General features: G+C 39.4%; 15 protein-coding genes. 5 read left to right on the top strand and 10 right to left on the bottom strand.

Annotated features, from left to right (window positions below; genetic code table 11):
* Nucleotides 1-45: 45 nt before the first annotated feature.
* The 8 genes from DUT71_RS20350 to rpmB all read right to left on the bottom strand — a co-directional run bounded on the left by DUT71_RS20350 (nucleotide 46) and on the right by rpmB (nucleotide 3,962).
* On the bottom strand, nucleotides 46-195 hold the full coding sequence (locus DUT71_RS20350) for a hypothetical protein (RefSeq protein WP_205313876.1): 150 nt from the start codon (nucleotides 193-195) through the stop codon (nucleotides 46-48).
* Nucleotides 196-321: 126 nt separating this feature from the next.
* On the bottom strand, nucleotides 322-1,653 hold the full coding sequence (rimO, locus tag DUT71_RS06795) for a 30S ribosomal protein S12 methylthiotransferase RimO (RefSeq protein ID WP_113661785.1): 1,332 nt from the start codon (nucleotides 1,651-1,653) through the stop codon (nucleotides 322-324).
* Between the two features lie 96 nt (nucleotides 1,654-1,749).
* Entirely contained in the window at nucleotides 1,750-1,941 is a 192-nt protein-coding gene (locus DUT71_RS06790) for a hypothetical protein (RefSeq protein ID WP_205313875.1), read from the bottom strand.
* The gene (locus DUT71_RS06785) at nucleotides 1,941-2,150 is read right to left on the bottom strand and encodes a hypothetical protein (RefSeq protein ID WP_113661784.1); all 210 of its coding nucleotides are present in this window, start codon (nucleotides 2,148-2,150) and stop codon (nucleotides 1,941-1,943) included. Before DUT71_RS06785 ends, DUT71_RS06790 begins: the two co-directional genes overlap by 1 nt.
* 13 nt (nucleotides 2,151-2,163) lie before the next feature.
* Nucleotides 2,164-3,126, bottom strand: coding sequence for a signal recognition particle-docking protein FtsY (gene ftsY, locus DUT71_RS06780; protein ID WP_113661783.1), 963 nt, complete (start codon nucleotides 3,124-3,126; stop codon nucleotides 2,164-2,166).
* A gap of 132 nt (nucleotides 3,127-3,258) precedes the next feature.
* Complete coding sequence (locus DUT71_RS06775) at nucleotides 3,259-3,423, bottom strand: DUF4295 domain-containing protein (protein ID WP_113661782.1); 165 nt, start codon at nucleotides 3,421-3,423, stop codon at nucleotides 3,259-3,261.
* 84 nt (nucleotides 3,424-3,507) lie between these two features.
* Nucleotides 3,508-3,690, bottom strand: coding sequence for a 50S ribosomal protein L33 (gene rpmG, locus DUT71_RS06770; protein ID WP_107216618.1), 183 nt, complete (start codon nucleotides 3,688-3,690; stop codon nucleotides 3,508-3,510).
* Between the two features lie 38 nt (nucleotides 3,691-3,728).
* Nucleotides 3,729-3,962: a 50S ribosomal protein L28 gene (rpmB, locus tag DUT71_RS06765; protein ID WP_097132999.1), complete on the bottom strand. Its 234-nt coding sequence runs from the start codon at nucleotides 3,960-3,962 to the stop codon at nucleotides 3,729-3,731.
* Nucleotides 3,963-4,461: 499 nt separating this feature from the next.
* On the opposite strand from rpmB, the gene acs reads away from it, so the two are divergent.
* Complete coding sequence (gene acs, locus DUT71_RS06760; RefSeq protein ID WP_113661781.1) at nucleotides 4,462-6,354, top strand: acetate--CoA ligase; 1,893 nt, start codon at nucleotides 4,462-4,464, stop codon at nucleotides 6,352-6,354.
* A gap of 256 nt (nucleotides 6,355-6,610) precedes the next feature.
* A complete protein-coding gene (locus DUT71_RS06755) occupies nucleotides 6,611-6,796 on the top strand; it encodes a CsbD family protein (RefSeq protein ID WP_113661780.1) in 186 nt (61 codons plus the stop codon).
* A gap of 61 nt (nucleotides 6,797-6,857) precedes the next feature.
* On the opposite strand, the gene DUT71_RS06750 is transcribed toward DUT71_RS06755, so the two are convergent.
* Nucleotides 6,858-9,791, bottom strand: coding sequence for a M16 family metallopeptidase (locus tag DUT71_RS06750; protein WP_113661779.1), 2,934 nt, complete (start codon nucleotides 9,789-9,791; stop codon nucleotides 6,858-6,860).
* A 169-nt stretch (nucleotides 9,792-9,960) separates the two neighbouring features.
* On the opposite strand from DUT71_RS06750, the gene surE reads away from it, so the two are divergent.
* From surE to lpxB, 3 genes are all read left to right on the top strand, one after another.
* Nucleotides 9,961-10,782 (top strand): 5'/3'-nucleotidase SurE, encoded by an 822-nt coding sequence (gene surE, locus DUT71_RS06745; RefSeq protein ID WP_113661778.1) that lies wholly within the window; start codon nucleotides 9,961-9,963, stop codon nucleotides 10,780-10,782.
* A 1-nt stretch (nucleotide 10,783) separates the two neighbouring features.
* The gene (locus DUT71_RS06740; RefSeq protein WP_113661777.1) at nucleotides 10,784-11,065 is read left to right on the top strand and encodes a stationary phase survival protein SurE; all 282 of its coding nucleotides are present in this window, start codon (nucleotides 10,784-10,786) and stop codon (nucleotides 11,063-11,065) included.
* A gap of 72 nt (nucleotides 11,066-11,137) precedes the next feature.
* Nucleotides 11,138-12,241, top strand: a complete 1,104-nt coding sequence (gene lpxB / locus DUT71_RS06735) for a lipid-A-disaccharide synthase (RefSeq protein ID WP_113661776.1) — start codon at nucleotides 11,138-11,140, stop codon at nucleotides 12,239-12,241.
* A gap of 366 nt (nucleotides 12,242-12,607) precedes the next feature.
* Here the strand turns inward: lpxB and DUT71_RS20345 are convergent, their stop codons facing one another.
* Nucleotides 12,608-12,934 (bottom strand): hypothetical protein, encoded by a 327-nt coding sequence (locus DUT71_RS20345; RefSeq protein ID WP_113661775.1) that lies wholly within the window; start codon nucleotides 12,932-12,934, stop codon nucleotides 12,608-12,610.
* Nucleotides 12,935-12,988 lie beyond the last annotated feature (54 nt).

The raw sequence follows: 12,988 nt of genomic DNA, 5'->3' as shown, positions 1-12,988 counted from the left end.
TCGAGATGTAGTATCTCGACTTTTTTATAATATGTTTTGGATTTACTAAGGCCTAATTTTTACAATTTTGCCATCTTTAAGTATTACCAATTCTGATTTCTTTTGCCTTTTAAACTCAATCAGTTTTTCATACACTTTTTCTAATCCAACAAGAATTTTATCACGTAGCTCTATTTGTTTTTCAACTGTTGTCATAATTTTTGTTTTAATAGATTAAACTTGCTTTCGCTTATGATGGTAAATTCTTTGTTAATAGTTTTTTGGGCAATAAGCTCGTGTAACCCGTTCGAATTGTCAAAAATAAATATCGGCAAATATAACCTATTTTACGATCTGTCCGTACAAGTCGAAATCTTCAGCTCTATCTACTTTTACATTTACAAAGCTTCCAATAGCGGCATATCCAGAATTGGCATCAATTAATACTTCGTTGTCTACTTCTGGAGAGTCAAACTCGGTACGGCCAATAAAGAAATCTCCTTCTTTTCTATCAACCAGTACCTTGTAAGTGTTGCCTACTTTTTCTTGGTTAATTTCGAAAGAAATGCCCTGTTGCAGTTCCATAATGGCATCTACACGCTCTTGTTTAACGTCTTCTGGAACGTCATCCACCAAGTCGTAAGCATGCGTTTTTTCCTCATGTGAGTAAGTGAAACAGCCCAAACGATCAAAACGAGTTTGTTCCACCCATTGGTACATCTCCTCAAAATCACGCTCGGTCTCGCCAGGGTAGCCACAAATTAGCGTGGTACGCATGGCGATGTTTGGAACCTTGGCCCTGATCTCGTTAACGATATCAATGGTTTTTTGTTTGGTGATTCCACGGCGCATGGATTTCAGCATGTTATCTGTAATATGTTGTAACGGCATATCCAGATATTTGCAAATGTTCTCACGCTCATTCATCGCGTCCAAAATTTCCATTGGAAAACCAGAAGGGTAGGCGTATTGTAACCTGATCCATTCAATGCCATTTACATCTGATAAACGACGTAAAAGTTCATCTAAGTTTCTTTTTCCGTATAAATCTAAACCGTAATAGGTAAGGTCCTGTGCAATAAGGATAAGTTCTTTGGTGCCGTTGGCGGCAAGTATTTTTGCCTCATTCACCAGTTCGTTCATGTCTCTTGAAACGTGTTTGCCACGCATTAGCGGAATAGCACAAAAAGAACATGGGCGGTTACAGCCTTCAGCAATTTTGAAATAGGCAAAATGCGATGGCGTGGACAATAAACGTTCGCCGATCAGCTCGTGCTTGTAGTTGGCACCTAAAGTGTGCAATATATTTTGAAGGTCGTTGGTGCCAAAGTAGGCGTCAACGTTGGTAATTTCAGCTTCCAAATCTGGCTTGTAGCGCTCAGAAAGACAACCGGTAACAATTACCTTTCCTACTTTGCCCTCGTCTTTAAGCTGGCTGTATTGTAAAATGGTATCGATAGATTCCTGCTTGGCATTATCAATAAAACCACAGGTATTAATAACTACAATATCATCTTTCCCTAATTTGCTCGCTTCATGCTCAACATTCAGGTTGTTGCCTTTCAGTTGTCCCATTAGCACTTCTGAATCGTAAGTGTTTTTAGAGCAACCCAAGGTAATCACATTGATTTTTGGTTGAGCCGTTTTTGTAGTTGTTTTGTTTTTTGTAATCATTTTTGTCTTAAAATGATAGTTACGGAAATAATTTGTAGATTTCTTTACGATGAAGCACTCTTTCGAAGGTGACCGTTTCCTCTTCAAGTTTAATACCTACACGGTAATTCCCAAATCTAATTTTATAATATAATATTGGTAGCCTGAAAGCTTTTCTAATTTGTTTATTTCAGCAGAGTTAGCGTATTGGTTGATTTCTTCAAATACGAAATTTTCGATTTTTTCTCTATCCTTTTTTGGTAAGGAAGAAAGATCTTTTAGAAACTTCTTGTTGTATTGAACAAGCATTATTTCTTTTTTAACGTACGATAGTAGGCTGCTGCATCTTCTTTTAATAAATTGTCCTTTTCTTCGTTTTGCTTCATTAATTCAGCAAAGTTTACATCTTCCTTTTCTTCTTTAGTTAAAATATGCGAAGATAACCCCATTTTTTCAGCCAATTCCTTCAACAGCGAGATGTCTTTTTTATTGTCGGTATGGATAATGATGCTTGCCATAGTACAAAAATAGCTATTTAAACAAACTATTCACAAACTCTTTCTTGTCGAACAACTGTAGATCGTCCATTTTTTCGCCTACACCAATATATTTTACCGGAATTTTAAATTGATCTGAAATACCAATAACTACACCACCTTTGGCAGTGCCGTCAAGTTTGGTAATGGCCAAAGCATTTACATCGGTAGCTTCAGTAAATTGTTTGCACTGCTCAAAGGCATTTTGTCCAGTAGAGCCATCCAGTACCAATAAAATTTCATGTGGGGCATTGGGAACAACCTTTTGCATCACGTTTTTGATCTTGCCTAGCTCGTTCATCAAACCAACTTTGTTGTGTAAACGACCAGCAGTATCAATAATTACCACATCTTCTTTGTTGGCAACCGCCGATTGTAACGTGTCAAAAGCAACCGAAGCTGGGTCAGAGCCCATGGCTTGTGCTACTACGCGTACGCCTACACGTTCACCCCAAAGTTTGATCTGGTCAACCGCTGCAGCGCGGAAAGTATCGGCGGCACCCAATACCACGTTAAGGTTTTCTTTTTTCAGTTTATGGGCAAGTTTGCCTATGGTGGTTGTTTTTCCAACGCCATTTACCCCAACTACCATAATGACATAGGGCTTATGATCGCCATATTCGAAATTCCTGAAATCGTTGCTGTTGTTTTCTGCAAGTAATAGCTGAATTTCGTCTCTTAACAAGCCATTAAGTTCGGTGGTAGATAGGTACTTGTCTTTAGCAACGCGTTCCTGGATTCTTTCGATGATTTTTAGCGTAGTGCTCACGCCAACGTCAGAAGTTACCAGAACTTCCTCCAGATTGTCCAGCACATCATCGTCAACGGTAGATTTTCCGGCAACGGCTTTGGTCAGCTTGCTAAAAAAACCTTCCTTGGTTTTTTCTAATCCTTTGTCTAGCGCCTCCTGAGCTTCAGGTGCGGTTTCTTTCTTTTTGAAAAAATCGAATAAACCCATAATTTCATCAATTAATTATTGTTTTTCAAGGTTCGATGAGCACTTCCTTAAATAAATTTGGATCGGTTTTATAAAATAAAAAAAGCCATTCCGTTAGTACGGAACGGCTCTTAAGCTATTCTTTGAATATTGTTATTTGCTGTTTGCTGCAGCAATAGCATCTTTAATGTGATCATTGTGAACAATTGATTCTTTGAATGAATAAGCACCAGTTTTAGGTGATTTAGTCATGGTGATCACTTTTGAATATTCTTTACCTGTACCTGTTTTAAGGGTTGCAACTACTTTCTTTGCCATGTTTTTTTAAATTTAATGATTGAGTGAGTGAATTAAGAATGACCGAATTTCAATACTATAATCCAATCATTTACCCCTTCAAAATTATTTAATTTCCTTGTGTACGGTTACTTTCTTTAAAACCGGGTTGTATTTTTTCAACTCTAAACGCTCAGTAGTGTTTTTACGGTTTTTAGTAGAGATATATCTAGACATACCAGGCATACCGCTTGTTTTATGCTCTGTGCACTCTAAAATAACTTGAACTCTGTTACCTTTTTTTGCCATTTCTTTATTTATTTATGCCGTAGCTACGGCAAATGTTATTACAAATATCCTTTTTTCATGAAACGATTAATCGCTTCAGAAACACCAATTTTGTTGATGGTTTTAATAGCTGAAGTAGATACTTTTAGTGTTATCCAACGATCTTCTTCAGGGATGTAAAACTTCTGAAGTTGTAGGTTAGGATAAAACTTGCGCTTAGTTTTAACGTTCGAGTGAGAAACGTTATGTCCTTTCATCGCGGTTTTTCCTGTTAAATCACAAACTCTTGACATGACTTTATTTTGTTATTTGTTATTCGTCGCTTAATTCTTTTTAAGAGCCTGCAAATATCAGAATAATTTTTCTAATCATCAAGTGCGCTGTAAAAATATTTTAAAGTTGTTTCTCAGGCACCGTATAAAAGCTAAATCACGGGTAGCTAATCTATATAGATCAGGGCAAAAAATATCCCCTAAATGCTGCTGTATCTTTCAAAAATACTCAGGTTTGGGTATTTTATTGTTTAATGTATTGCTTTAGCTTTGTGGCTTGGCCTCGTTGAAATAATTTTTTGTGAAGCAATAAAACTAAGTTATCAGCTCGAACTGTAGCCTTTACCATTTGCTTGGTGAAGGCTGTTTATTTTAATGCCCATTTGCATTGGGAAAATTTGAAAAAATCCAGAGGTTTGTTGATATGTTGTTTGTAAAATTGAGACGATTTTGATGTTTTTATAGTATTTAATTACTTATTTTAGCATCCAAACAATCCACAACCTATTATAGATATACTATGCAAATCAAATCTTTGGAGCAGTATGAAGAAAGCTACCAAAAAAGTATTGAAAACCCTGAACAGTTCTGGGGCGAAGTAGCCCAGAATTTCCAATGGAGAAAGCCCTGGTACAAAGTTCTTTCGTGGAACTTTGAAGAGCCAAACATCAAATGGTTCGAAGGAGCCAAGCTTAATATCACTGAAAATTGTTTAGACAGGCATTTGGAGCATCATGCAGACAAGCCTGCCATTATATGGGAGCCTAACAACCCAGAAGAGGAAAGCGTAACGCTAACCTATAAAATGTTGCACGAGGCGGTTTGCCGGTTTGCCAACGTACTGAAAAGGAATGGTGCGCAAAAAGGTGACCGTATCTGTATATATATGCCGATGGTACCTGAATTGGCCATTGCCGTGTTGGCCTGTGCCCGCATTGGCGCTGTGCACTCGGTCGTATTTGGCGGTTTCTCGGCCAAATCCATTGCGGATAGAATTAACGATGCCAAATGTAAGTTGGTCATTACCGCCGATGGTGTTTACCGCGGAGCGAAGCCCATTCCATTGAAAGATGTGATTGATGATGCTTTAATTGGCTGCCCTACGGTAGAAAAAGTAATTGTGCTTACCCATGTAAGAACTCCGGTAAGCATGTTAAAAGGTAGAGATGTGTGGTGGGAAGATGAGGTGAAACACGTCAATGCAGTTTGTGAAGCAGAAGAAATGGATGCGGAAGATCTATTGTTCATTTTATATACTTCTGGTTCTACAGGAAAACCGAAAGGCGTAGTGCACACTTGTGGTGGCTACATGGTTTATGCCGGTTATACCTTTAGCAATGTGTTCAACTATCAGCCAAACGAGGTTTATTTCTGCACAGCAGACATAGGCTGGATTACCGGCCACTCTTATATTGTTTATGGGCCGTTGTCGCAAGGGGCTACTTCATTGATTTTTGAAGGCGTGCCTACTTATCCAACACCTTCTCGTTTTTGGGATATTGTGGAGAAACACAAAGTAAACATTCTTTACACCGCACCAACGGCAATTAGATCATTGATGAGTTTTGGAGACGAGCCTTTAGAAGGGAAAGATTTAAGCTCATTAAGAGTGTTGGGATCGGTAGGAGAACCCATTAACGAAGAGGCCTGGCACTGGTTTGACGAAAAAATTGGCCACGGTAAAGCCCCAATTGTAGATACGTGGTGGCAAACCGAAACGGGTGGAATTATGATTTCGCCAATTGCCAATGTCACCAAAACCAAGCCTAGCTACGCCACCTTGCCACTACCGGGAATACAGCCCGTACTGGTTGATGAAAATGGTACTGAAATAGAAGGTAATGATGTAAGCGGTAACTTGTGCATTAAATTTCCATGGCCGGGAATGTTGCGTACTACTTATGGTGATCACGAGCGTTGTCGCCAAACTTATTTCTCTACCTATCCGGGCATGTATTTTACAGGCGATGGATGTTTGAGGGATGAAGATGGCTACTACAGAATTACTGGTAGGGTTGATGATGTATTGAACGTGTCAGGCCATAGAATTGGAACCGCCGAAGTGGAAAATGCCATCAATATGCACGCAGGTGTGGTGGAAAGCGCAGTGGTAGGTTATCCTCACGATGTGAAGGGACAAGGGATTTACGCATTTATCATTTATCCAAACCACCATCAGGATGCAGAGTTAACCAAAAAGGATATCCTGCAAACGGTTACCAGAGTGATTGGCGCTATTGCAAAACCAGATAAAATCTTATTCGTATCGGGCTTGCCTAAAACCAGATCTGGTAAAATTATGCGTAGGATTTTGAGGAAAATTGCCGAAGGAGAAACTTCAAACCTAGGCGACACCTCAACCTTATTAGATCCAGCGGTGGTTGATGAAATTATTGAGGCTTCTAAAAAGTAAGCATCAACTTAAATCCATAAATAAGGACAGGTTTAGTTAGCCTGTCCTTTTTTTTGGCTGACCCCTTTAAATATACCAGGAAAGAAATAATGAAGACGAAAAACTGGTGTGTTGTTAAAAATTAAGGCATGTAGCCTGAATTTAGGTTTTTTTGTTTGTAATGGTTTCATTTTTAGTGGATTAATTTTTGGTGTAAAACATAGTTGGGTTTTTCCTGTTGTTCCTATAATCAGATTTTAACTTAAAAACATTGATTATGGACAAGCTGGAATTAAAAGGTAAATGGAACGAACTTAAAGGAAAGATTAAACAAGCCTATGCAGATTTAACTGATGATGATTTGAAATACGAGGAAGGAAAAGACGATGAGATGTTGGGTAAACTGCAACAAAAAACAGGAAAAGGCAGAGACGAACTGGTGAAATGGATCAAGTCATTATAATTACCTAAGTGCATAAAAAAGCCCCGTACGTGCGGGGCTTTTTTTATAAGGTTAAATCCGTTTAGTATCCGAAAATCTCCTCTAAGGTTAAAGTTTTGACAGCACCGAATTTGGCCATATCCTCTTGCTTAACCTTTTTGTCGGAAGCAACAATTAGATAAGAATAAGGTTTGTTAGCTATTTTTTGTTGGTGGAATGTGTTGATGGTATCAAAAGTAATTGGTTTAATTTCTTTGTACCTGTCCATTCTTGAATCGTAGGTGTAGCCCAGTTTCTTATCAGCAAAGTAACGGCCAAAAATGGCGTCTTTCAATATCCTGTCTGATTCGTAACTGCTCAGCAAATTAGCCTTAGCACCGTCAAATGTTTTTTCGCTTTTTGGCAATACATTCAACAATTCGTTCATGCCTGCCACAGCTTCATTCATTTTATCAGCCTGGCTGCCAACATAAGCAATCATGCTGTATTCTTTATCCGCTCTATCTGGAGAGATATAACTTGCATAAGTTGAATAAGCCAAAGCTTTAGATTCTCTGATGGTTTGGAAAACTACCGATCCCATACCGCCGCCAAAATAGTTGTTGAATACTTCGATGGTTGCACCGTCATTTTTGTTGTATAAGCCAGTGTTTCTTAACCAACGGATTTCAGATTGAACCATGTCGTAGTTGGCAAAGTAAACTTTGTTTGAATCTTGAACGGTGTAGGTATAAACTTTAGCTGGAGCAGCTGGCGTGAACTCTTTTGGCAAAGCATGTGCTTTTTGGATGTCAGCAGTAAACGCTGCTAAATCTTTAGGGCCGTAATAGGTTACTACGTGCTCGTAGTTGTTCAGGTTCTTCAATAAATAAATCAAATCCTCGGCTTTGATGTTTTTAACCTCGTCATTAGTTAACACATTGTTGAAAGGATTTAACTTGCCATATTGGGCGTATGAAGTAAGACCATTCATGATGGCGCCTTTATTCAACTTCGAGTTTTCTCTGGATTTAAGAATGCTGTTTTTTAGCTCACCCAAAGCTTTCTCATTTGCTTTTACGTTGGCAAAAATGTGCTCAACCAGGGCAACAGCTTTGTTAAAGTTCTCCTGTAGGCCGCTCACGCTGATGGTGGTAGTTTCGGCGCCCACGTTTAGGCTATAAGAACAAGCAATGTTATAAAACTCTTTGCTCAGTTCTTCGGCGGTGTATTTATCGGTGCCAAGATATGGCAGGTAAGTGGCTGCATATTGCAATAGCTTGTAGTTATTGCTTCCCAAGTTAAAACGATAGGTCATTCTAAAGATAGAATTTTCCGTGTTTTTAATCGTCAATACTTCAGCGATACCTGATTTGCCAAAGTTGATATCTTTTTGGTAATCCAAAAACTTAGGAGCAATAGGTTTAACTGGACTGGCCAATAGGTTTTTCACAAACGGAGAAGTTAAACCGGCATTGGCATTGATAGGCGTAATAGCAGGTTTTTCCACTTTGATGGTACTTTTGTCTTCGCCCTTGTGTTTATAGCCAATGACATAATTATCCTTAAAGAAAGTGTTGGCAAAAGCCACTACTTGTGCCTTGGTAATTTTAGCGATATCGTTGATTTCGTTCAAATCTCTATCCCAGCCAGTACCTCTGTTCATGATAAATACATTCGATAGGCTTTCAGCACGGTTGCCGTTGCTGTCAAAAGCTTGTAAGAAACTTAGTTTTCTGTTGGCAACAATCGCTTTCAATAAGTCATCCTCAAATTTACCTTCTTTAAGCAATTGGATTTGCTCCATCAATAACTTGGCCACATCATCTAAGCTTTGGCCCTGTTTAGGCTGTGCCGATAAGTTGAAAACGCCATAATCTTTCATTTGCTGATAAGTGGCATTGGCTCTAAGCACTTTTTGTTGTTTGTTCAGGTTAATGTCAAACAAACCTGCCTTGCCATTGGTTAAAATGCTGCGAATCAACGAAAGCATTACGCTTTCTTTGCTGTTTTCGGCATAACCACGGTAATAAACTTCCAATACTTCGGCGCTTGGGCCATAAACATCAACCTTTTGGATTTTGGTTAGCGGCTTTTCAGGTGCAGGGTTGTAAAGTGCCAATGGCTTAGCTACCATGTAACTAAAAGCCTTATCCACTTTCTTGATCATCTCATCAGGATTTAAATCTCCCGCTAAAATGAGCGCCATGTTATTAGGCACGTAGTATTTGTTGTAGTAGTTTCTGATCTCAACCAACGATGGGTTTTTAAGGTGTTCAATAGTACCAATGGTGGTTTGCTGGCCGTAATTGTGCGTAGGGAACAATTTGTCCATCATGGCTTCGTCCAGTTTCCAGCCATCGTTGTCTAAACCTCTGTTTTTCTCTTCGTAAACCGCTTCCAATTCGGTATGGAAAATACGGAAGATAGGTTTGCGGAAACGTTCCGCTTGGATCGCTAAAAATTTATCTACCGCATTGGAAGGGAAATCTTCGTTGTAAACTGTTTCTTCGTACCAAGTGTGCGCATTGGTTGAATTACCGCCAATTCCCTGCATCATTTTATCATACTCGTTGGCAATAGAGAAGTTTGAGGCTTCGCCAGATACTTTGTCGATTTCTTTGTAGATTTCCTTACGCTGCGCTGGATCAGTAGTTTTGTTGTATTTTTCGTAAAGGGCATCAATTTTGTCCAACAACGGTTTTTCCTTGGCCCAGTCGGCGGTTCCAAATTTATCGGTTCCTTTAAACAATAAATGCTCAAGGTAGTGTGCCAAACCCGTCGCGTTTTTAGGGTCGGTGTTGCTACCTGCTCTAACGCTCATGCGGTATTCAATTTTAGGCTCCTTGTAGTTGGGCGAAAGAATAACGGTTAAGCCATTTTTTAAGGTGTAAAAGCGGGTTTTAGAGGGGTCGTTGGTTACATATTTGTAAGTGTAACCTCCTGCTGTGGCCGTTTTCCACTGATAGGCAGTGTTTTGGGCCACTAAGTTTGAACCTGCAAAAAGTAGGCAAACAGCTAGTAGTATTTTTTTCATATTGAAATAAGTTATCATTCAAATATACAAAGACAATTATATTAATGAGATGTTGCACCATAAAAAATAGAAGTACTCCTAACAAGCGTATGAATAGTTGCGGAATGGGCGGGGGCTATTGCTATATTTTACGTATTTTTGGCATAACAAGCCCCAAAATAATAGATACATGAAAGGAAAACCTTCGATACTGGTCGTTAACGACGATGGGATTACCGCTACCGGGATTAAAGCACTGATTGAAGTCATGAGCGAAATTGGAAATGTTACGGTGGTAGCGCCCGATGGACCTCAGTCTGGCATGGGCCACGCCATCACTATTGGTAAGCCTTTGCGTTTTGATAAGGTGGATCTGTACCCGCCTATAGAAATGTACAAATGCTCAGGTACTCCTGTAGACTGCGTAAAACTAGCCGTAAACAAAGTTTTTAAGGGCAAAAAGCCTGATCTTTGTGTTTCGGGAATTAACCACGGATTGAACAACTCTATCAACGTGATCTATTCGGGCACCATGTCGGCCGCAGTAGAAGGAGCTATCGAAAAAATACCTTCTATTGGCTTTTCGTTGGATGATTTTGCGCAAGATGCCGATTTTTCGCATTGCAAAAAATACATCAAGCAAATTACCCAACAGGTGTTAGCCAACGGCTTACCGGAAGGCACCTTGCTAAACGTTAATTTCCCTAAAGGAGATGCCATTAAGGGCATTAAAATCTGCAGACAAGCCAATGCCAAATGGGCAGAGGATTTTGAAGAACGCCAAGATCCCTACCATAGGCCTTACTACTGGTTAACGGGGGTTTTCGAAAACTATGATAAAGGTGAGGATACTGATGTTTGGGCCTTGGACCACGGGTATGCCTCGGTGGTGCCGGTTCAATTTGATTTAACGGCTCACCACGCTATCCAATTTTTAAACGCTTGGGATTTTAACGCCGAGGGAAGTAAGGTAAGATCTTCACGTGGTGCTGATGGCCTAAACCTGGGTTAAAATGGCGAAAATCTTTTCTTCCGTTAAAAACCATGTATGGGTAGGCCTGGGTATCGGGCTGCTAAGCCCTGGAATTTTGGCCAGTATTGCTTGGTATCTGATGAATCACACTACAGCGTTAAAAAAGGCCGATCTGCTGCTTATTGGTTGTGTAGCGGTAAACTTGCTATGGATGAACTATTTCTTTAAAATCAATAAGGAAAATGTAGGCAGAGGGTTGGTAAGCGCTACCTTTATCTGCGCTTTTGTGTTTTTCTTTTACAAAATAATGCAGGAAGTTTAACCGGGCTAATCGTTGAATGGTTTAGATAAGGTTAACTAATTCCTCAACACTGATCCCTAGACCCTAAAAAAAATGAAATACTACTTAATAGCAGGCGAAGCTTCGGGCGATTTGCACGGAGCGAATTTGATGAAGGCTTTAAAAGTGGAAGATGCCCAAGCGGAGTTTAGGTATTTTGGTGGCGATAAAATGCAAGCCGAGGGAGGCAATTTGGTGAAGCATTATGCCGATATGGCTTTTATGGGCTTTACCGAAGTGCTCTTGAACCTGCGTACCATCCTTAAAAACATGAAAGCATGCAAGGCCGATGTTTTGTCCTACGAGCCTGATGTATTGGTGCTGATCGATTTCCCTGGATTTAACCTGAAGATTGCGGAATTTGCGAAGCAGCATGGCATCAAGGTTTGCTATTATATTTCGCCAAAGGTTTGGGCCTGGAACCAAAAACGGGTGCTTAAAATTAAGCGCATTGTTGATCACATGTTCTGCATTTTGCCATTCGAAGTAGCTTTCTACAAAGAATGGGGCATGAAGGTAGATTATGTGGGCAATCCTTTGCTGGATGAGATTTCGCAGTTTGTGCCTGATGATCATTTTAAAACCAAACATCAACTCAGTGAACAGCCTATTATCGCACTTTTGCCGGGCAGTAGAAAGCAGGAAATAGAAAGATTGCTGCCTGTAATGCTTAGCGTGGTTAATCAGTTTAAGGATTGCCAGTTTGTAATTGCCGCAGCACCTACCTTTAGCGCAGCCTATTATCAACAGTTTATAGGCAACAGCAAAGTAACTTTGGTGTTTAACCAAACTTATCAATTGTTACATGATGCCCACGCTGCGATAGTTGCTTCGGGTACCGCTACCCTAGAAACGGCTCTATTGAATGTGCCGCAGGTAGTGGTGTACAAAGGCGGTGCCGTTTCCATTGCCATTGCCAGGTTATTGGTTAAAATCCGTTTCATTTCCTTGGTAAATCTAATCGTAGATCGTAAAATAGTGACAGAGCTCATTCAAGAGGACTGTAACCCGCAAAAAGTAGCTGCAGAACTTGCGCAGATTATGGAAGGAAAGGGTAGGCAGAGAATGTTGGCGGATTATGCACACTTACATCAATTGATGGGTGAAGCCGGAGCATCGGGAAGGACTGCTAAATTGATTGTGAAATACATCAAGTAGTTTAAAATACCTACTTCTAGGTATTGCTATACATCGGTGCGAGCAATACATTTGAAAAAATTTAGGTTAAGTCAATAGGATTTTGGTGTCTAATCTCCACTTAACTATGTTATTGTGTTGGGGAGGGCTGGATAGTCTTCCCTTTTTTCATTTTATACTTGCATAATCATTTAAATTATTTACTTTTGCCACCGTATCCGGGGGATTAGCTCATTTGGCTAGAGCGCTTGCCTGGCAGGCAAATTCAAAACACATTTCAAGTATTAATAACCCAAATATTTCTACCTAAGTTTCATTCTGCTCAAACTATTTTCAAACCACGACCTAGTTTTAATAATGATTTGAATTTAGTCCATAACTATCGGTTTACTTTTTAATTGTTAAAAGATAGATAAAAGTAATTAATACTACTAATGCTACCAGTTGGAGGAAAAAGAATATATTTACAATAAGTCTTCTTCCATTTCCAACTAATGCAACTATTATTACTCCTCCTATAGCTCCACCTATTGGTATAAGTATGGCTTGCCACCATTTATATAGGATAGATGTAGTTATGAAACATCCAATAAGAATTATAAATGATAAGCTCGTAAACTTTTGAATAAGGTTAGAGCCCGATAATTCTTTATTGTCAGATAACGCGCTTAGAAAGCCTCCTACTGTAAGGCAAATAAAAAATAGATAAATCATGACTTAAAGTTTTATAATAAGGTTGATGTCCTTTATACTATATTCTACTTTGAT

Origin of the sequence: Pedobacter nanyangensis (assembly GCF_003313505.1) — a bacterium.
GTDB lineage: Bacteria > Bacteroidota > Bacteroidia > Sphingobacteriales > Sphingobacteriaceae > Pedobacter > Pedobacter nanyangensis.
Note: the sequence above shows the minus strand (reverse complement) of the source record. Positions and strands in the feature narration are given on the sequence as shown.